This is a genomic window from Citrobacter amalonaticus Y19 (assembly GCF_000981805.1).
Lineage (GTDB): Bacteria > Pseudomonadota > Gammaproteobacteria > Enterobacterales > Enterobacteriaceae > Citrobacter_A > Citrobacter_A amalonaticus_C.
Genome location: NZ_CP011132.1, coordinates 4462832 through 4482023, shown reverse-complemented (window position 1 = coordinate 4482023; position 19192 = coordinate 4462832). Strand labels below are relative to the sequence as shown.

Here is a 19192-nt window from a genome sequence, read left to right as displayed (position 1 = left end):
CCAAAACCCTGGAATTTTATACAGAACTGTTGGTGATTATATCAGCGAGGTCAGAGATGCCAACTGTGAAATTTCGATATGCGGCAGTAAACGACTGTCAAAGGTGTGCATCAGGTCGGCATTTTCTGGCTTGATCCAGCAAGCCTGCAATCCGCTGCGGATCGCCCCGGCAACGTCGGTCGTCAGATCGTCGCCCACGTGCAGGATCTCGCCGATCGGGACATTCAACTTTTCCGCCGCCAGGAAGTACATATCACTGAACGGTTTTGAGCGTCCGTCCGGACCGGCACGCAGTACAAATTCGAAGTAATCGCCGAGGCCAAACAGTTCCGGCTGCGCATTACCGTTGGTGATCGCCACCAGCGGCCACTTTTTCGCTAAGGTTTTCAGCGTGTCGTGTGTCTCTTGCGGGACATCGACCCGACTGCGCCACTTCGCAAAGTTCATCATCGCGGCGTTCGCGCCAGCCACCGCCTCTTCCGCAGAGAGCCCGGCGTTCAGCATGGCACGCTCGACGGCACGATGCCGCCAGCGGGTCACGTCGTGATAAATTTCCGGCTCCGCTTCACGCACCGCCTGACGCAAACGTTGCAGGTCGGCATTTTGCAGCGTCCGTAGCGCCGGATGGTAGTTTTGCATAAACGCGAGCGCTTCCTGCTCGGTGCGCAGGATAACCGGACGGTTATCGTAAAGGGTGTCATCGAGATCGAACGTGATCGCCGAGATGGGTCCTGGAGACCGGTAAAAACGCATTATTTCCCCCGTTTGGCGCGTGGATGCGCCGCATCGTACACCGAGGCCAGGTGTTGAAAATCAAGATGAGTATAGATTTGCGTGGTCGAGAGGTTGGCGTGCCCCAACAGTTCCTGTACGCCTCGCAGGTCACCGCTCGACTCCAGCATATGCGTGGCAAAGGAGTGGCGCAGTTTATGTGGATGCACATGGCTGTTTAACCCCTGCTTAATGCCCCATTCGGCAAAACGCTTTTGCACATTGCGCGCGGAGATACGGTTGCCCAGCTTTGACAAAAACAGCGCGTCTTCATCGCTGCCAAACAGCCCACGCAGATCCAGCCAGTGCTCAATCCACGCCACCGCATTGCGACCAATGGGCAGGCGACGCTCTTTGCTGCCTTTCCCCATCACCCACACTTCGCCGGTGTCGAGGTCCAGATGTTTGATGTCCAGCCCCACCAGCTCCGACAAACGCAGACCCGCGCCGTACATCACCTCCAGCATCGCGCGGTCGCGTACGGCGAGCGGATCGTTAAGGTCGATATCCAGCAAACGGTTAATGTCGTCAACGTCGATATTTTTCGGCAGATGGCGCGGCGCTTTAGGTGCCTGCACCCCTTTCGCCGGATTGGCTTTCAGTTTGCCTTCTCTGACCATCCAGTCGAAGAAGCTGCGCAGCGCAGATAGACGTAGCGCGAGGCTCGCGGGCCCAAGCCCTTTACGGCGACTGCGCACCGCGAAACTGCGCACCATTGCAGCGTCACAGTGTTGCCAACTTTGCAGTCCGGCTTCTCCGGCTAAGGCGATGATGGCATCAAGCTGACGCTGATAGTTCTTCAGCGTAATGGGGCTAAGCTGACGTTCTACGCCCAGATAGCGCAGAAAGCGGGTGACATCGGTGGTGAAATCCGTCATACGCGTTCAATCCAGCGCTCCAGCAGGTCCGGCATCATCAGCGCAATTTCATGCAGGAGTTGCGTTCCCTGGCCTGCCTGATAGTGATGTACATCGCGACTGCTGAACAGAATGACGCCCAGATCGCCGTCACGTCCCAGCATCGACATCGCCACCGAACCAATCGCCTTCGCCTCTGGCAACACCACCAGCAGTTCCGGACCATTCAAAGTACCCAGATAGTGCTGTTCCTGCCCCAGTCGCTGAATACGCAGCGGTTCGAAGGCCTGACGACTCAACGCCAGATGGGTATAGCTCGACGGCGCGCCGAGACGCCAGCGATCGGGAAACAGACGCACCGTCGCACCGGCAAGGCCCAGTTCACGCGCCCAGCGATGAAAGCGCATCAGCATATCGTCCAGACTGGTCGCCGCGACCAGACGCCCCTGCAAATGCAGCAGGCGATAAAACAGACTTTCGTTCGCATTCGCCTGCGCCATCAACAGCGACATGTTTTCTTCAAGAACATTGATGTGGTTGCGCGCGCGGGCCATATGCCACTCAACGAGCGAGACGGTGCCCCGCACCGGGTGCGGCACCCGCATCGCTTCCACGGCATGCGCATTGCGGATAAAAAACTCAGGGTTTTTCTGCAGATAGTCGACGACCGCCCGGTCATCGAGTTCCGTAAGCGTTTCCTGTAGTTCTTCCCCTGGTTGCTTCATAGATGGATAAACCCGTCGTAGACATGTGCCGCCGGGCCAGTCATGTATAACGGATGACCCGGGCCTTTCCAGGCGATATCAAGGCGACCGCCCGGTAATTCCACGCGGACGTCTTCCGCCAGCAAACCTTGTTGGATGCCGACGGCGACGGCCGCGCATGCGCCGCTCCCGCAAGCCTGCGTCTCTCCCGCACCGCGCTCATAAACGCGTAAGCGAATATGCTCGCGCTTCACGACCTGCATAAAACCAATATTTGCCCGTTCAGGAAAACGTTCGTGGCTTTCCAGAACCGGTCCCAGCGTTTCCACGGTCGCCGTATCAACATCATCGACCTGAATCACGCAGTGCGGGTTGCCCATTGAAACCACACCGCACAATATTGTTTGTTCTGCCGCTCGCATAATATAGGTCTTTTCCGCTTTGTTAGCGCGAAAAGGCACCTGCGACGGCTCAAAGTTGGGTTCGCCCATGTCGACACGCACGAGTTCATCGTCCGTCACGCTCAGCACCATCCGTCCATTTGCCGTGCTGACGCGAATGTCACGTTTGTTGGTTAACCCTTTGAGGCGCACAAAACGGGCAAAGCAGCGCGCGCCATTCCCGCATTGCGACACTTCGCTGCCATCGGCATTAAAAATGCGGTAATGAAAATCCAGCTCAGGATCGTACGGAGGTTCAACCACCAGCAGTTGATCAAATCCCACCCCCAGATGCCTGTCTGCCAAGCGACGGATCAATTCTGGCGAAAAAAAGACATTCTGCGTTACCGCGTCGACGACCATAAAATCGTTGCCAAGGCCATGCATTTTAGAGAATTGCATTATTCACTCCGTTCACGCGGGTACAGAAACACACCGTCAGTAGTTCACCTGGGAAGGCCCATCTCCCGTGGCGCGATCGTTTTGATCGGGCATTGTTGATTGCGTTTGTGTATCAACCGGTTTAGTCGGCGGCGGTGCGTTTTTATCAGCCGGAGGGAAATAGAGCGGCCCTTTGAGGCCACAACCCGTCAGGCTGAACAGAGTGAGAAGAACAGCGAGTGCCTGAAACACGTTTTTCATTATGGATTGCCTGTAAGTTCATACTTTCTGTTTTCTATCATCGCAGGAGAAGGCGTAAAAGCAAGAGTTTGCCTGTAATCTGCAACGCGATTTGTTTCAGGTTATACTGCCGCCATCACGAAAAAACGGGAAACGACAATGAACGACAGTGAATTTCATCGCCTGGCCGATACCCTGTGGATGACCATCGAAGAGCGTCTTGACGACTGGGATGGCGACAGCGATATCGACTGTGAAATCAACGGCGGCGTGCTGACCATTAGCTTTGAAAACGGCAGCAAAATCATTATCAACCGTCAGGAGCCGTTGCACCAGGTGTGGCTGGCGACCAAACAGGGCGGCTACCATTTCGATCTGAAAGACGACGAATGGGTTTGCGACCGAAGCGGAGAAACCTTCTGGGATCTGCTGGAACAGGCGGCTACGCACCAGGCGGGCGAGGAAGTCAGCTTCCGTTAGGTCTTATTTGCCGGATGACATCCGGCAAAACCCTTACGAGAAATACTGCTGCAGCTGAGGCGTGTCGTTATCCTGATTGGCTGGCGGAACGTTGCCAAGTGACTGCGCGCGGAACGGGATCACCTGTGCGCGCCCTTCCGTGTTCACAATCTGATAGAACTGCGGCAGGTTGAAGTTGATGAAGCTGGATCCGTAGGTAAAGCGGTCATGCGATGAGGAGTAGAAACGACTGACATCGCGCACCAGCTCTTCTTTGCTGCCTTCGCAGTGGTGATACACTTCCGCCCGATTACTCTCGTCCAGAATGTAGATGTTAAAGCCCTTCTCATCGCCCGTCTCTTCAAAGAAGAACTGAATGATTCCCTCGCTGGCGAAACCATCCACGACCGACGGCAGTTTCACCTGATTGGTTTCCACCTGAACGGACAGGCCATGCAGTTTGTTATGCGATATCGCGCCGTAGAATTCGATGGCGTTTTCGAGCTTCTGTACTGACACATTGAGGCGTTCAAAGAACAGACCCCAGGTCTGACCGGAAACGCGCAGCGCCTTAAAGCGGCCGGTTTCCTGACGGGTGCTGGAAAGACGCAGCTCAATGCACTCTGAAACCAGTTGCTGCACGCGGGTACGAATCAAACCGCGCAGATGCTGGCTGTAGCAGAACACGTCCACGCTGTCCGGCGGCGCGGCGTCCTGGTGCATTTTGCCCAGAATCGTTTTCAGCGCTTCAATCATTGCCTGTTCGCCGTTGAAATGCAGCGTTCGGACTTCGTTCCACGAGTTGCGATACAACAGGTCTACGCTACCTACCAGGCAATTCTGTTCTTCGCCAAAGCTGAAGACATCCAGCTTACGGAAGTCAAAATGAACCACCTGATTGCGGAACGCCGCCGTCGGGTCATACTCGAGATTGACGATGATCGCCAGATGGCGAATTTCACACGGGCTGTAGAGCGCTTTCGGCGTCGGCGCAGGCAGGCGCAGCGGGAAGTGGTGCGACACATCGGCCACCATCTCCTGCAACTTCGGCAGATCGACAATGCCGTTACCCTTAATAAACAGATGCGTGCGCGACGTCAGCAGACCGTTAAACCATGCCCAGGCCACCAGCTTATTCAGATAGCGGTTATATTCCAGCGGCTGATGGCTGATGATGGAATCCATGTTTGGCGCACGGTTGTAGAGATACCAACCCGAACGGTTGGCACGGCCCGGCGGAACATGGATAAACGTTAAATTCGGTTCGGAAAGGTCCGGCGAAATCTGCGGGTTCACCAGCGTGACTTTACCCGGCAACGCTTCAAACGCGGCATACAGCTTACGGGTCAGAACGCCAATATCCTGCGGGCTGGCGCTGACGCTGAGATTATTACGACGCGCAAAGCGGATCAGATTACGGTAGCTCTGCATCATGGCATCGAGCAGTTCGTTGTGCGCTTCACGCACCTGATCGATCTTCCAGTTTGCCCGGTTGTCGAGCATGGACAGACGGGCGTCATCCCATCCCCACTCGCTCACTAACTGACTGAGCACTTCGCGACGCCAGCCCACGCAGGCGCGTTCGCGGCTCAGTTTCTCGCACACTTTTAAGTAGAAACATCGGCGCACCAAATCCAGGCGCGTCGGGTCTTCAATCGCCGTGAGGTATTCGGTTACGCGTTCCAGCATCATGCAGTACGGGTCAAGACCAAACGAGACGATCTCACCGTCATGCAGGCGCTGTTTAATGTCTTTCGCCAACAGGCGCGGATTGGGGTATTCCCAGGAGTAGGCTTCCAGCAGCAGCGTTTTCAGCACCGCTTTGTACGGTGAATCGATGCTTTTATACAGCTGCCAGAGGCTTGCGCCAAAATATTCTTCAGCGGAAAGCGAGCTTAAGCCACCCAGATCCAGCCATTCGTTCGGCGTGAGCACGCCCTGGGCATAGAGCGTCATGACGTAGTCGTCGTAATGCTCTTCTTCATCGCCCGGCACCATATTCCACAGAATACGCTTACCGGCGAGGCGCACCGCGGTGCGATAGAATTCATCCAGCAGCAGGATATGCTGCGTCGAGCCACAGTCTTCACCACCCAGACTGCCGCTTTCATTATGGCGGAAACGATTTTCATCAATCAGGAAGAAGCTGACTTCCACTCCCAGCGAGGCGGCCCAGCTTTCCAGCAGGCTGCATTTACGCTGCAACAATTGTCGTTCATCGCTGTCGAGCCAGGACTGGTGGCACACCCAGATATCAAGATCCGACGAACAGCTTTGTCCAACAGAGGAGGTGCTGCCCATCGAGTAAACGCCGGTGATCGGCAGTTCACCTTTTGGCGGATCCTGCGGCGCCAGACCGCGATACAGTTCCAGTTCGTTCAGATAGTGGCGTTGGGTTTCATCAGGCGTGTAGAAGCAAATGCCTCTGGGAACGTTACCATCAAGGTACCCTGGCATCAGCGGATGGTGATAGTGCAATAATGTCGGCAGAAGACTGTACACCTGCTGGAAAGCAGGGCCCATGGCTGCAAGCGCGCGATCGACACGCAGTTGATTAATGGCATCCAGTCTCTGTTTCAGAGTCTCAATATAGAGGTACAAGACGTATCGCCTGATGTTGCTACCCGTCATGCTGTCGATTGTCGCCGCGCGATCCGCTTACCAACAACCGCCACCATTCGGGATAAACCAAATGACAAAAATAACCGTTACCTTTTACGACCTTTTTTTTGTGCGTTCAGTCGAAAAAATGGTCTAAAACGTGATCAATTTAACACCTTGCTCATTGACCGTAAAGAAAGATGCGCTACATACAAGTGTAGCACCAATCGCTTCGCGTAAATTCTGAAGTACGCTCGGACGGTTTCTCGTCATTAAATAGTGCCAGCCGCAACGCAGCGTCTTATCCTTGTCTTACCTTTGACCCTAACACTGACATCCCACTTGTAAGGATGTTAGGATGAGCCACGGACGATAATGACGGTAACAAGCATGTTAGACAATGTTTTAAGAATTGCCACACGCCAAAGCCCCCTTGCGCTCTGGCAGGCACATTATGTCAAAGATGCGCTGATGGCGAACCACCCCGGCCTGGTCGTGGAACTGGTGCCAATGGTGACGCGTGGCGACGTAATTCTTGATACCCCACTGGCGAAAGTAGGCGGTAAAGGCTTGTTCGTAAAAGAGCTGGAAGTGGCGCTGCTCGAAAAACGTGCCGACATCGCGGTGCACTCGATGAAGGATGTTCCGGTCGAATTCCCGGAAGGTCTGGGACTGGTCACCATCTGCGAACGCGAAGATCCGCGCGACGCCTTTGTCTCGAACACTTACAACACCCTTGATGACCTGCCTGCTGGCAGCATCGTAGGCACCTCCAGTTTGCGTCGCCAGTGTCAACTGGCAGAACGCCGTCCGGATCTCGTCATCCGTTCACTGCGCGGCAACGTAGGAACCCGCCTGAGCAAGCTGGATAACGGCGACTACGATGCCATTATCCTGGCCGTTGCCGGTTTAAAACGCTTAGGGCTGGAATCACGTATTCGCACTGCGCTACCGCCAGAAGTGTCGCTGCCAGCCGTGGGGCAAGGCGCGGTTGGCATTGAATGTCGCCTCGACGACAGCCGGACTCAGGCGTTGCTGGCGCCGCTGAATGATGAAATCACCGCACTTCGCGTCAAAGCTGAGCGCGCGATGAATACCCGCCTGGAAGGAGGCTGTCAGGTGCCAATTGGCAGCTATGCTGAATTCAATAACGGTGAGATATGGCTACGTGCGCTGGTCGGTGCGCCGGACGGTTCACAAATGGTACGCGGAGAGCGCCGTGGCTCGCCCGATCGGGCGGAACAGATGGGCATTTCACTGGCCGAAGAGCTGCTGGACAACGGTGCGCGCGCCATTCTGACCGAGGTTTATAACGGAGAATCTCCCGCATGAGTATCCTGGTCACCCGCCCGTCTCCCGCAGGGGAAGCGTTAGTGAGCCGTCTGCGCACACTGGGGCAGGAGGCCTGGAGTTTTCCGCTCATCGAATTTACCCCGGGTCGGGATTTATCGCGGCTGGCCGGGGCGTTTTCGGCGATCACCGATAACGATCTGCTCTTTGTACTGTCACAGCACGCGGTCTCTTTTGCCCACGCGCAACTGGAACGCGAAGGACTGAAATGGCCCGCCGCCGCGCACTATTTTGCCATTGGTCGCACGACCGCGCTGGCACTGCATACCGTCAGTGGATACGACATTCGCTATCCGCTGGATCGGGAAATCAGCGAAGTCTTGCTACAATTACCGGAATTACAAAATATTGCGGGCAAACGTGCGCTGATTTTACGTGGTAACGGCGGTCGTGAGCTGTTAGGTGAAACCCTGACGGCACGCGGCGCTGATGTTACGTTTTATGAATGTTATCAACGCAGTGCTAAACATTACGATGGCGCACAAGAAGCGATGCGCTGGCAGTCGCGCGGCGTGACAACGGTGGTGGTCACCAGCGGGGAAATGCTGCAACAGCTCAACGCGCTGATCCCGCAGTGGTATCGTGAAAACTGGTTACTACGCTGTCGGCTTATCGTCGTCAGCGAGCGTCTGGCGCACCTCGCCCGGGAACTGGGCTGGCAAGATATTAAGGTCGCTGATAACGCCGACAACGATGCGCTACTGCGCGCATTACAATAACTCTCATAATGGGAAGCCATAATGACGGAACAAGAAAAATCCTCCGCCGTGGTTGAAGAGACCAGGGAGGCCGTGGAGACTCAGCCACAGCCAGCTACTGCTGAAAAAAAGAGTAAAAACGGCACTGCGCTGATACTGAGTGCGGTGGCGATTGCCATTGCGCTGGCCGCCGGTGTTGGGCTCTATGGCTGGGGAAAGCAACAGGCAACCACGCAGACCGCGACCAGCGATGCGCTGGCTAATCAGCTGACCGCGCTGCAAAAAGCGCAGGAAAGCCAAAAAGCGGAGCTGGAAGGCGTCATTAAACAGCAGACTGCACAACTGGAGCAGGCCAACCGTCAGCAAACTGAGCTGACGAAACAGCTGGATGAAGTCCAACAGAAAATCGCCACCATCTCCGGCAGCGATGCCAAAACCTGGCTGCTCGCGCAGGCCGATTTCCTGGTCAAACTGGCCGGGCGTAAGCTGTGGAGCGATCAGGATGTCACAACGGCGGCCGCGCTACTGAAGAGTGCGGATGCGAGCCTCGCGGACATGAACGATCCCAGCCTGATTACCGCGCGCCGGGCAATCACCGATGATATCGCCAGCCTTTCTTCTGTGGCTCAGGTCGATTACGACGGCATCATCCTGAAAATTAACCAGCTTTCTAACCAGATCGATAACCTGCGTCTGGCGGACAACGACAGCGACGGTTCACCGATGGACTCCGACAGCCCCGAGCTTTCCAGCTCGATCAGCGAGTGGCGCGTCAATCTGCAAAAAAGCTGGCAGAACTTTATGGACAGCTTTATCACCATCCGCCGTCGCGATGATACCGCCGTCCCGCTGTTAGCGCCGAATCAGGATGTTTATCTGCGAGAAAACATCCGCTCTCGTTTGCTGGTTGCCGCACAGGCGGTGCCGCGCCACCAGGAAGAGACCTACCGTCAGGCGCTGGATAACGTCTCCACCTGGGTACGCGCTTACTACGATACCGACGACGCCACGACGAAAGCATTCCTTGAGGAAGTGGACAAGCTAAGCCAGCAGAGCATCACGATGGACGTACCGGAAACGCTGCAAAGCCAGGCGATCCTCGAAAAACTGATGCAAACCCGCGTGCGCAACCTGCTGGCGCAACCGGCTGCCGCACCGTCTGAAGCGGCACCCGCCACGGCTCCTGCGCCTGAAGCACCGCAGGCAGAAACCCCGGCAGCCGCGCCGCAAGGAGAATAATGATGCTAAAAGTATTATTGCTCTTTGTGCTGCTGATCGCGGGTATCGTGATAGGCCCAATGATTGCCGGTCATCAGGGTTACGTCCTGATCCAGACCGACACGTACAACATTGAAACCAGCGTAACAGGACTGGTCATCATCCTGATCCTGGCGATGGTCGTCCTGTTTGCCATTGAGTGGCTGCTACGCCGCATCTTCCGTACCGGCGCACATACGCGCGGCTGGTTTGTTGGCCGCAAACGTCGTCGCGCCCGCAAACAGACTGAACAGGCGCTGTTGAAACTGGCGGAAGGTGATTATCAGCAGGTTGAGAAGCTGATGGCGAAAAATGCCGATCATGCTGAACAGCCGGTGGTGAACTACCTGCTCGCCGCAGAAGCAGCGCAACAGCGCGGTGACGAAGCGCGCGCGAACCAGCATCTGGAACGCGCGGCAGAACTCGCGGGCAACGACACAATCCCGGTTGAGATTGCGCGTGTCCGCCTGCAACTGGCGCGCAACGAGAACCATGCCGCGCGCCACGGCGTGGATAAACTGCTGGAGGTGACGCCGCGTCATCCGGAAGTATTACGCCTGGCGGAACAGGCCTACATCCGCACCGGCGCCTGGAGTTCGCTGCTTGATATCATCCCGTCAATGGCGAAAGCGAACGTCGGTGATGAAGAGCATCGTGCAATGCTTGAACAGCAGTCGTGGATTGGTTTGATGGATCAGGCACGTGCCGATCAGGGCAGTGATGGTCTACGCGAATGGTGGAAAAACCAGAGCCGTAAAACCCGCCATCAGGTCGCCCTGCAGGTGGCAATGGCTGAGCATCTGATTGAATGCGACGATCACGACATGGCGCAGCAGATTATTATCGACGGCCTGAAGCGTCAATATGACGATCGCCTGGTGCTGCCCATTCCGCGTCTGAAAACCAATAACCCGGAACAACTGGAGAAAGTGCTGCGCCAGCAGATCAAGACCGTCGGCGATCGTCCGTTGCTATGGAGCACGCTGGGTCAGTCGCTGATGAAGCACGGCGAATGGCAGGAAGCGACCGTCGCCTTCCGCGCGGCGCTCAAGCAACGTCCGGACGCGTACGATTACGCCTGGCTTGCCGACGCGCTCGATCGCCTGCATCAGCCGGAAGAAGCGGCCACCATGCGCCGTGACGGTCTGATGCTGACGTTACAGAACACACCCCCGCAGTAACGCCCTAACGCCCGGTGGCGCGACGCTTACCGGGCCTACAAATATCCCCACCGCAGAAATAAAAAAACGCCTGCTCTTTTGGAGCAGGCGTCAAACAGGTCTGTATGACAACATAAATGGGTGCTTCACTCAACGTTATGTCCATGGTGTTTGATGAGGCCGAAGCGACATCTGTCTTTGGACGATAAGCACCGTAAACGGCTCTGCATCATTCCTGAGTTTATGAGGCACTATGGCGAGCATAAGAGATGGAATGAGCATCTACCCGTCTATTATTGCACATTGCATGCCAGGATTGCACCGCTAAAAATAGGGATTAAGACAATTCACGATCCCTGTGTTGGCGCGGGTTGTCGGCAGCTTTCCCTCTTTCTATCTGCTGGGCACGCAATGAATTGTCGCTCAGCAGAGACAGATCTCATCCGATACACGAAAGTGCTGAAATATCAGCATGTTAATCGTCACCAAATGGCGACAATGGCAAACAGGGTTGTCTCAGGAAAGCAACAGCAGAAAAGAAGAAGAAAGAGAGTGATGCAGAAAAAGAAAAACCCCGCCAAAGCGGGGTTCAAAATTGGTCGGCGAGAGAGGATTCGAACCTCCGACCCACTGGTCCCAAACCAGTTGCGCTACCAAGCTGCGCTACTCGCCGATGTACTGCTTTTTGAATTTTTAGTTCAACTCTTTAAGTCGTGGTGCGAGGGGGGGGACTTGAACCCCCACGTCCGTAAGGACACTAACACCTGAAGCTAGCGCGTCTACCAATTCCGCCACCTTCGCATTTCACAACTTTTAATAATGGGGTGGCTAATGGGATTCGAACCCACGACAACTGGAATCACAATCCAGGGCTCTACCAACTGAGCTATAGCCACCACTACAAATCTTTTTACGCGGTATCGAAACCACCGCAGCTCCAGCACCGGGTGAATGGTGCGCCCGACAGGATTCGAACCTGAGACCTCTGCCTCCGGAGGGCAGCGCTCTATCCAGCTGAGCTACGGGCGCTTAGCGCCGTTGCGGGGGTGGATAATACGGACTTCACACCCCGCTGTCTAGTGCCTTTTTAAATAAAATGCGCGTTTGGTTACGCTTTGCGCGTTTTGTCGCTTATTCCCCCGTTTTCTGGGCAATACCCTGACGGTTGAGGCCAAAAACCTTGTAAACGAGCGTCACGGCGCACAGGAAGATGATACCGACAAACAGTGACATACGGGTATCTTCATTAAAGTACATGCCGATCAGTACGCAAACCAGGAAGGCCATCGTCAAATAGTTTGCCCACGGGAACAAAATTGATCGGAACGGATGGCTGGCCATCGCCGCTTTATGCGCCCGACGAAAACGCAACTGGCTAATCAGGATCACAAACCACGGCACCATCCCCGGCAGCACACTTGCACTATAAACATAGACGAAAACGCGCTGCGGATTAGGAATGATGTAGTTCAGGCACGAACCGACCAGCAGGATCAGAATCGACAGCGCCACACCCGCCACCGGAACGCCATGACGGGAGACTTTCGCCATCGCCGCCGGCAGTTGACGGTTCTTCGCCAGCGCGTAGAGCATACGCCCACAGCTGTACATTCCGCTGTTACAGCCAGACAGCGCAGCGGTCAGCACCACAAAGTTGATAATCGCCGCTGCGGTGGTGATCCCAATTTTGGCAAACGTCAGGACGAACGGACTGCCGTTGCTGCCAATTTCGTTCCACGGGAAGATAGTGACGATCACGAAAATCGCGCCCACATAGAAGATCAGAATACGCCACAACACCTTGCCAACCGCGCTACGCAGCGTAACCTGCGGGTTCTTGGCTTCACCCGCCGTAATCCCGATCAGCTCCACACCCTGATAAGAGGCGACCACAATACACAATGCGGTGAGGAAGCCTTTCCAGCCACCGGCAAAGAAGCCGCCGTGCTCAGTCAGGTTGCCAAAACCAATCGGCTGACCGCCGTTGCCCAGGCCAAAGAAAATCACACCCAGCCCCACCACAATCATCACGATGATGGTGGTGACTTTAATCATCGCAAACCAGAACTCAATTTCGCCATACAGACGAACGGCCGCCAGATTTGCCAGCGCCACCAGTCCGACAGCAATCAGCGCCGGTATCCATTGCGCCATATCCGGGAACCAGAACTGAACATAGACGCCGATCGCGGTGATTTCCGAGATACCGACCGCCATCCACATAAACCAGTATGACCACGCGGTGAGATAACCGAAGAACGGGCTCATGTAGCGGTGAGCATAAACGGCGAACGAGCCGGCAACGGGCTCCAGGAACAGCATCTCGCCCATTGAGCGCATAATGAAAAAGACGAACAGGCCAGCGACGATATACGCCAGCAACACCGATGGTCCCGCCCATTTCAGGGTGCTTGCCGCCCCCATAAACAGACCGACGCCAATGGTGCCCCCAAGGGCAATCAATTCGATATGACGAGCCTCCAGCCCACGCTGTAGCTCAGGTTTTTTCTCTGCCATAAATCCTCTTGTCGTGTTTGCTTGCTTTCCGGCATTACCGGTTATTGTTATGGGTACATCGCTGGGGGCGCATGTTTTCGCAAATTTGGCAAAATGGCAAACGAAGCATTAAAAAAATGCATATTTTATGTAATAACGGAGCAAAAATGCGGCAGTGAGGTAGCGCATGGAGCAGAATGCGCTACCGGCATGAGGAAGAGGTTTCAGATATTTCCGCTGTAGTGCCAGCGCAGGTAACGCAGTAAACGGAGCTGACGAGTAATGCGGCTTGGCTGCGACAGCAGGCGGTACAGCCACTCCAGCCCCAGGTTCTGCCACACTTTCGGCGCGCGTTTTACGTGGCCGGTGAAGACATCATAGGTGCCGCCGACACCCATATAAAGCGCATGCGGATGTACCTGTCGGCAATCGCGCATAAAGATTTCCTGTTTCGGCGATCCCATCGCCACGGTAACGATTTTCGCCCCGCTGGTATGGATCTGCTCAAACAGCGCAGGACGCTGCTCCGGCGTAAAATAGCCGTCCTGGCTACCCACAATGTTCACATTCCACTGGGCGCGCAGTTTCGCTTGTGTTTGCACCAGCACGTCTGGTTTTCCGCCAACCAGGAATACCGGCGTGCCTTCCTCGCCCGCACGGGCCATCAACGCTTCCCAGAGATCGGCACCCGCCACGCGAGAAACCTGGGCATCCGGAAATTTTTTGCGTACCGAACGCACAACGCTGATCCCGTCGGCATATTTATACTCTGCCGCCTCAATCAGGGTGCGGACTTCCGGATTATCTTCCGCCGTCAGTACCTTTTCTGCGTTAATCGCCACCAGCGTACCTTGCTTAAGCTGGCCGCCAGCGTAGAGATAATCAAGCGCATGGTGCATATCTCGCCAGCCAATCAACTGGAGCCCGCGCAGATCGTAAATCGGTGCAGTTGTATTATCAGTCATTGCTATCCTTCAACCCGTTTGTCTGGCAGGGCTCGCAAACGTTTATGGATCAGTCCAGCCTGGTCAAACAGCCAGAACAGAAGTTTTGCCACCAGCAAACAGGCACCAAAAACCACCAGGAAAAAAACAACACGCGAGACAAACGAGTCCAGTCCTTCTCGCGCCAGCACGATCATATTAAAAATCGCGCCAAAGCAGAAACTATGCAAAATCGCGGCCTTGTAGCGGTTGGTCTCACGATTACCCAGCTCATACAGCCAGTCGAACCATTTGATAATCAACCCCACCACAACTGCGCCCAGCGGGATAAACAACGCCCCGCCCATCACTACCAGCGACCCAATCAGCGTCGGCGAGATCGCCAGACCGGAATGGTTGTTCAGCACTTCCCACGTAAAATAGTTCGCGGTATTCAGCACCATACTCGGTCGCCCTGGCCACAGCCAGGAGGGAATAAAGACGTAGAAATCTCGGGCAATCGGCGCCAGTCCCTGGAATTCGATCTTGTCGTAGTTTTGCAGCAGCAGCGCCAGGTTCTCCCACGGAGAAAACGTGTCGCGGGTGAGATAGAGGAACGTGTAGAACGCTTCGTCGCCGCTGACGTTCAGCCCGTAGCGCTTCAGCGCCAGCCAGAACATACCGACAATCCCCAGCACGCCCGCCGCCGCCAGCATCCACAGCGAGATCCAGCCGCGAATGATGCCAATGAACAGGAAAATGGCGAAGGCAATGATGATATTGGCGCGGGTACCGCCGACGATCATATACGTCAGCAGGCCAAATGCGACGGTGCTGACCAGGAAGAACAGCCACGCTTTGCTGTCCTGGCGCAGGAAATAGACCACCAGCATCGCCGGGATAAAAAAGTAAAAGAAGCGCTTTAGCGCCACCCCGGAGACTTCACTGGAGAAAATCTGGCTGTACGACTGCAGGCGGAACAGCAAGAAACCGTTGTGCATGAAGAAGATGCCCACGCTGATGAGCGCAATCCCCATCAGCATCACCCAGGTGAGATGGGTTTCCACCCGGTTCATGGTGAACAGCGGTTTGCGCGGCGCATCCGCAACCCGTTTGCGTAAGCGGGTCTTATAGGTCACATAGTAAATCGCGTAGAAACAGGCGGCGGAAAGCAGCGCCTGTAGCAGGATTTCCGGCGGCGCGACGGCGACGTCAAAGCGGAACGCCAGCACGCTGGTCAGCGGAAAGCCAAAAAAGAAGGTCAGCAAAAACAGCAGCGAGAAAAACACGTTGAAGTTGAAGCGCACGCGGCGGAATTCAAACCAGGTCAGCGTAGCAATAAACAACGTGGAGAGGAGCCAGACGACAAACAGGCCGCTGAACTGCATCAGGCTCATAGCGCCTCCCCTGCGGCGACCTGCAATGCGTGATGCCAGGGCTGCAAATAGTTCGGGCTAAAGAAGGTAATGGTATTTTTATCCACGGACGCCAGTTGGCGCTGCGCCTCGCGCACCACCTGTTCGTTCAGCTCGTCGCTTGTGAAGAGCACCGGAAGATGCTGTTCCACCATGTCCTGCCAGAACGGATTCTCGCGGTTCAGCACGCACGGCACGCCAGCCTGAATCAGCAAGCACAAGGTGCCAATTCCCTGCTGACGGGCAAAAATAAAGTATCCGAGATCGCACTGACGCAGCAGCGCCAGATAGTCGTCGAACGCCAGCTTCTCGCTGAGGATCTGCAGGTTATCTGCGCTGAACAAGCTCAGCCCCGCCTGGCGGACTTGCGCAATATACGCCTCGTTGTTCGCCGGATAACCCATCGGGACCACCACGTTTACCGTGTCGCCAAACTGCTGATGCACCGCCCGCAGCGCGGCAATATGCTCGTTACTGCGATCGCCTGAGTTGCCTACCAGAATGGTCATTTTTCCGCTGCGTTGGCGGAAGTTCACCATATTGTTGAGCGAGGGATCCATTCGCGTCGGGAAATAGAGCAGTTCACCCGGCACGCGCGGGTGCTGTTGGGCGAAATAACTCAGATCGCCCCGGGTGGCAAAAACGCCCCCGACACGGCTTTGCGCCAGGCGACGAATCGGATAAAACAGTTTGAATTTCAGTCCGCTGGAGACTTCATACAGATCCGCGCCCCAGATGTGCCAGTAAAACTGGCTGGGCTTGATTCCGCCACTCAGTAATGCCAGCCACAGCGTCGTATTAAACTGACCGTGGAAGAAGAAGCGCTGCTGTCTGTTCGCTTTGGCTTGCGCAATCACCGCCTCCGCCAGCGATTTTTTACCGCTGAAGAAACGAAGGGACAGCGCCGGGCAGCTTTCCGTCAGCCCGCCATCCTGACCGGCAACCATAAAGACACGAGCATGCTCGCTGGTTGATGCCAGCGTATCGTTGAAAAACCGCAGCACGGTTTGATTATGGTGAGGGATATCCGATCCCAGTACGTGAATCAGTACAGTCATGCCCGCCTACGCCAGAGTAAAAATACGCCACAACACAGAGAGAAATAGACGACGTACGTGGCCATATAGGCCTGTGCCGCACCCAACGCGCCGTGCGCCGGGATCAGCCAGTGCGCAAATGCCGTCAATAAAATGAACTGGCTGATTTCAGCCAAAATATAAAATCGCAGTGATGCTTTGGCGATCACCAGATAACCGAAGACATACGCCCCGACTTTCAACACATCTCCGATTAACTGCCAGGCAAACAGATCGCGCATGGCGGTGAATTTCTCAGAGAACAGCAACCAGATAGCAACATCACGCAGCAGCCAGACGGTGAAACTCGCGACGGCTACCGCAGGCAGAACAAACTTCAGCGACTTCACCACTTCTCGCGTGATATCCCGCTTTTCGGTGAGGCGCGACAGCGTCGGCAACAGGTAGACGCTGAACGAAGCGGTAATAAATTGTAGATAAGCATCCGAAATACTGCTCACCCCCTGCCAGATCCCGACGTCGTCCCAACTGTAGTGCGCCGCCAGCAGGTTTCGCATCATCACATACGCCACGGGCAGCGTGATGGAGGTGATGAGCGCCATCAACGTAAATTTGCTGAGTTGCCCCGCCAGCCCCTTGTCCCAGGATGGTCGCAGATAGCACAGCGGGATCATCCCGCGTTTCATCAGCATGGCCGCCGCAGGGATCACCACCAGCGCGGGCACCAACGCCAGACCGAGGAGCGCGCCTTCATAGCCTCCCAACCGGTAACAGCCATAGTAAGCAACAACACCCACCAGGCTGCCGACAATCAGTGACAGCGCATTTCCGGCCGCATCACGAAATCCTTTCATCAACGCCAGCAGCAGGTTGGCCCAGGCTATCCCCATCTGCACCAGCGCCACTAAGCGCACCAGCCCCTGATACTGAGTATGGCCGAACAGCCCCTGGCTAATCGGTGCCGCCGCGAGCAGAAAGACCAGCGCCAGCAGCGTCGAAAATCCCAGCACCATAGCCGAGGACGTACTGACGACTCGCCGCAGTTGTTCCGGATTATCATGGGACTGCGCAACGTATTTGGTGACGCCGTTGAAAATCCCGGCCCCCGCCAGAACACCGAGTACGGTGACCATCTGACGGAAGTTTCCCGCCTGCCCGACGCCCGCCGGACCGAAAGACACCGCCAGCAACTTAACGACCAGTAACCCCGCGCCAATTTTGACCAGCGTGCTGGCCGCCGTCCACAAGGACGCTTTCGCAAGCGACATATCAGGCGAAATAGTTAAGCAATGTCGTTATCACCGTACGCTGATTCACTGCCGACAGGTTATAGAACAGCGGTAAGCGCAGCAGGCGTTCACTCTCTTTGGTGGTGTAGCGATCCTCGCCGCAAAACTCACCAAACTTGTCGCCAGCCGGGCTGTCATGCAGCGGAATGTAATGGAACACCGCCATAATTTCGGCTTCTTTCAGGAAGTTAATCAGCGCGCTACGATCGTCAATGTCACGCAGCTTGATATAAAACATATGGGCGTTTTGTTTACAGTCATCCGGAATGGACGGCAGTTCAATTCTGCCGGCGCGCGCCAGCGGCGCGAGGGCATCGTAGTAGGTCTGCCACAGCGCCAGACGCTGCTGATTAATGCGGTCCGCCGCTTCCAGTTGCGCCCAGAGATAGGCGGCCTGTAGATCGGACATCAAATAGCTGGAACCAATATCGCGCCAGGTATATTTGTCGACCTGACCGCGGAAGAACTGGCTGCGGTTAGTGCCTTTTTCGCGAATGATTTCCGCACGCTCGATAAGGCTGCGATCGTTAATCAACGTTGCGCCGCCTTCGCCACCCGCCGTGTAGTTTTTCGTTTCGTGAAAACTGAAGCAGCCGATGTGGCCTATCGTTCCCAGCGCACGGCCTTTGTAAGTCGACATGACGCCCTGCGCGGCATCTTCCACGACAAACAGGTTGTACTTCTCCGCCAGCGCCATGATGGTGTCCATCTCACAGGCCACACCCGCGTAATGCACAGGCACAATCGCCCGCGTTTTTTCGCCGATCGCCGCTTCAATACGCGTTTCGTCGATGTTCATGGTATCCGGACGGATATCCACAAAGATGATTTTGGCGCCGCGCAGCACAAACGCATTCGCGGTCGATACGAAGGTATAACTCGGCATGATCACTTCATCGCCAGGCTGGATATCCAGCAGCAGTGCCGCCATCTCCAGGGAAGCGGTACAGGAAGGCGTCAGCAACACCTTCGCGCTGCCAAAACGCTGCTCCAGCCACTGCTGACAACGACGAGTAAAACCGCCATCGCCGCACAGTTTGCCGCTGCCCATCGCGGACTGTATATAATCGAGTTCGGTTCCCACCACCGGCGGTGCGTTAAACGGAATCATGTT

At 55.6% G+C, this 19192-nt stretch carries 17 protein-coding genes and 4 tRNA genes; 5 read left to right on the top strand and 16 right to left on the bottom strand.

Going from position 1 to position 19192, the window contains the following annotated elements:
• Positions 1 to 36: 36 nt before the first annotated feature.
• The 5 genes from yigB to lptM are packed head-to-tail and all read right to left on the bottom strand — an operon-like array spanning position 37 to position 3414.
• Positions 37 to 753 (bottom strand): 5-amino-6-(5-phospho-D-ribitylamino)uracil phosphatase YigB, encoded by a 717-nt coding sequence (gene yigB, locus F384_RS20685; protein ID WP_046492958.1) that lies wholly within the window; start codon positions 751 to 753, stop codon positions 37 to 39.
• Entirely contained in the window at positions 753 to 1649 is an 897-nt protein-coding gene (gene xerC, locus F384_RS20680; RefSeq protein WP_046492956.1) for a tyrosine recombinase XerC, read from the bottom strand. The genes yigB and xerC overlap by 1 nt, the downstream gene beginning before the upstream one ends.
• The gene (locus F384_RS20675; RefSeq protein WP_046492955.1) at positions 1646 to 2353 is read right to left on the bottom strand and encodes a DUF484 domain-containing protein; all 708 of its coding nucleotides are present in this window, start codon (positions 2351 to 2353) and stop codon (positions 1646 to 1648) included. Before F384_RS20675 ends, xerC begins: the two co-directional genes overlap by 4 nt.
• Entirely contained in the window at positions 2350 to 3174 is an 825-nt protein-coding gene (gene dapF / locus F384_RS20670; protein ID WP_046492953.1) for a diaminopimelate epimerase, read from the bottom strand. Before dapF ends, F384_RS20675 begins: the two co-directional genes overlap by 4 nt.
• Positions 3175 to 3210: 36 nt before the next feature.
• Complete coding sequence (lptM, locus tag F384_RS20665; RefSeq protein ID WP_046492952.1) at positions 3211 to 3414, bottom strand: LPS translocon maturation chaperone LptM; 204 nt, start codon at positions 3412 to 3414, stop codon at positions 3211 to 3213.
• Positions 3415 to 3552: 138 nt separating this feature from the next.
• Here lptM and cyaY point away from each other — a divergent pair, with 138 nt between their 5' ends.
• Positions 3553 to 3873 (top strand): iron donor protein CyaY, encoded by a 321-nt coding sequence (cyaY, locus tag F384_RS20660; protein ID WP_046492950.1) that lies wholly within the window; start codon positions 3553 to 3555, stop codon positions 3871 to 3873.
• Positions 3874 to 3906: 33 nt separating this feature from the next.
• Here the strand turns inward: cyaY and cyaA are convergent, their stop codons facing one another.
• Positions 3907 to 6453, bottom strand: coding sequence for a class I adenylate cyclase (gene cyaA, locus F384_RS20655; protein WP_046492949.1), 2547 nt, complete (start codon positions 6451 to 6453; stop codon positions 3907 to 3909).
• A 390-nt stretch (positions 6454 to 6843) separates the two neighbouring features.
• Between cyaA and hemC the strand changes: the two genes are divergently transcribed.
• Genes hemC through hemY form a run of 4 tightly spaced genes read left to right on the top strand, consistent with a single transcriptional unit; the run spans position 6844 to position 10939 of the window.
• Positions 6844 to 7785, top strand: coding sequence for a hydroxymethylbilane synthase (gene hemC / locus F384_RS20650; RefSeq protein ID WP_046492948.1), 942 nt, complete (start codon positions 6844 to 6846; stop codon positions 7783 to 7785).
• Positions 7782 to 8522, top strand: a complete 741-nt coding sequence (gene hemD / locus F384_RS20645) for a uroporphyrinogen-III synthase (RefSeq protein WP_046492946.1) — start codon at positions 7782 to 7784, stop codon at positions 8520 to 8522. Before hemC ends, hemD begins: the two co-directional genes overlap by 4 nt.
• A 21-nt stretch (positions 8523 to 8543) precedes the next feature.
• The gene (gene hemX, locus F384_RS20640; protein WP_046492944.1) at positions 8544 to 9740 is read left to right on the top strand and encodes a uroporphyrinogen-III C-methyltransferase; all 1197 of its coding nucleotides are present in this window, start codon (positions 8544 to 8546) and stop codon (positions 9738 to 9740) included.
• Between the two features lie 2 nt (positions 9741 to 9742).
• Positions 9743 to 10939, top strand: coding sequence for a protoheme IX biogenesis protein HemY (gene hemY / locus F384_RS20635; protein WP_046492943.1), 1197 nt, complete (start codon positions 9743 to 9745; stop codon positions 10937 to 10939).
• Between the two features lie 575 nt (positions 10940 to 11514).
• On the opposite strand, the gene F384_RS20630 is transcribed toward hemY, so the two are convergent.
• The 10 genes from F384_RS20630 to rffA form a co-directional block, all read right to left on the bottom strand.
• Positions 11515 to 11591 (bottom strand) — tRNA-Pro (locus tag F384_RS20630).
• Between the two features lie 41 nt (positions 11592 to 11632).
• A tRNA-Leu gene (locus tag F384_RS20625) sits at positions 11633 to 11719 on the bottom strand.
• 19 nt (positions 11720 to 11738) lie between these two features.
• Positions 11739 to 11814, bottom strand: a tRNA-His gene (locus F384_RS20620).
• 56 nt (positions 11815 to 11870) lie between these two features.
• A tRNA-Arg gene (locus F384_RS20615) sits at positions 11871 to 11947 on the bottom strand.
• Between the two features lie 102 nt (positions 11948 to 12049).
• Complete coding sequence (gene thrP, locus F384_RS20610) at positions 12050 to 13435, bottom strand: bifunctional threonine/serine APC transporter ThrP (RefSeq protein WP_046492942.1); 1386 nt, start codon at positions 13433 to 13435, stop codon at positions 12050 to 12052.
• Between the two features lie 203 nt (positions 13436 to 13638).
• Complete coding sequence (gene wecG, locus F384_RS20605; RefSeq protein ID WP_046492940.1) at positions 13639 to 14379, bottom strand: lipopolysaccharide N-acetylmannosaminouronosyltransferase; 741 nt, start codon at positions 14377 to 14379, stop codon at positions 13639 to 13641.
• 2 nt (positions 14380 to 14381) lie between these two features.
• Complete coding sequence (wzyE, locus tag F384_RS20600; RefSeq protein ID WP_046492938.1) at positions 14382 to 15734, bottom strand: ECA oligosaccharide polymerase; 1353 nt, start codon at positions 15732 to 15734, stop codon at positions 14382 to 14384.
• Positions 15731 to 16810, bottom strand: coding sequence for a TDP-N-acetylfucosamine:lipid II N-acetylfucosaminyltransferase (locus F384_RS20595; protein ID WP_046492936.1), 1080 nt, complete (start codon positions 16808 to 16810; stop codon positions 15731 to 15733). Before F384_RS20595 ends, wzyE begins: the two co-directional genes overlap by 4 nt.
• A complete protein-coding gene (gene wzxE / locus F384_RS20590; RefSeq protein ID WP_046492934.1) occupies positions 16807 to 18057 on the bottom strand; it encodes a lipid III flippase WzxE in 1251 nt (416 codons plus the stop codon). The genes F384_RS20595 and wzxE overlap by 4 nt, the downstream gene beginning before the upstream one ends.
• A 1-nt stretch (position 18058) precedes the next feature.
• Positions 18059 to 19189, bottom strand: coding sequence for a dTDP-4-amino-4,6-dideoxygalactose transaminase (gene rffA, locus F384_RS20585; RefSeq protein WP_046492933.1), 1131 nt, complete (start codon positions 19187 to 19189; stop codon positions 18059 to 18061).
• Between the last annotated feature and the right edge of the window lie 3 nt (positions 19190 to 19192).

Coding starts and splice junctions, on each gene's coding strand:
- wecG (WP_046492940.1), bottom strand. CDS start 14,379: ATGACTGATAATACAACTGCACCGATTTACGATCTGCGCGGGCTCCAG.
- hemD (WP_046492946.1), top strand. CDS start 7,782: ATGAGTATCCTGGTCACCCGCCCGTCTCCCGCAGGGGAAGCGTTAGTG.
- dapF (WP_046492953.1), bottom strand. CDS start 3,174: ATGCAATTCTCTAAAATGCATGGCCTTGGCAACGATTTTATGGTCGTC.
- hemY (WP_046492943.1), top strand. CDS start 9,743: ATGCTAAAAGTATTATTGCTCTTTGTGCTGCTGATCGCGGGTATCGTG.
- yigB (WP_046492958.1), bottom strand. CDS start 753: ATGCGTTTTTACCGGTCTCCAGGACCCATCTCGGCGATCACGTTCGAT.
- thrP (WP_046492942.1), bottom strand. CDS start 13,435: ATGGCAGAGAAAAAACCTGAGCTACAGCGTGGGCTGGAGGCTCGTCAT.
- F384_RS20675 (WP_046492955.1), bottom strand. CDS start 2,353: ATGAAGCAACCAGGGGAAGAACTACAGGAAACGCTTACGGAACTCGAT.
- wzyE (WP_046492938.1), bottom strand. CDS start 15,734: ATGAGCCTGATGCAGTTCAGCGGCCTGTTTGTCGTCTGGCTCCTCTCC.
- rffA (WP_046492933.1), bottom strand. CDS start 19,189: ATGATTCCGTTTAACGCACCGCCGGTGGTGGGAACCGAACTCGATTAT.
- wzxE (WP_046492934.1), bottom strand. CDS start 18,057: ATGTCGCTTGCGAAAGCGTCCTTGTGGACGGCGGCCAGCACGCTGGTC.
- xerC (WP_046492956.1), bottom strand. CDS start 1,649: ATGACGGATTTCACCACCGATGTCACCCGCTTTCTGCGCTATCTGGGC.
- F384_RS20595 (WP_046492936.1), bottom strand. CDS start 16,810: ATGACTGTACTGATTCACGTACTGGGATCGGATATCCCTCACCATAAT.
- hemX (WP_046492944.1), top strand. CDS start 8,544: ATGACGGAACAAGAAAAATCCTCCGCCGTGGTTGAAGAGACCAGGGAG.
- lptM (WP_046492952.1), bottom strand. CDS start 3,414: ATGAAAAACGTGTTTCAGGCACTCGCTGTTCTTCTCACTCTGTTCAGC.
- hemC (WP_046492948.1), top strand. CDS start 6,844: ATGTTAGACAATGTTTTAAGAATTGCCACACGCCAAAGCCCCCTTGCG.
- cyaY (WP_046492950.1), top strand. CDS start 3,553: ATGAACGACAGTGAATTTCATCGCCTGGCCGATACCCTGTGGATGACC.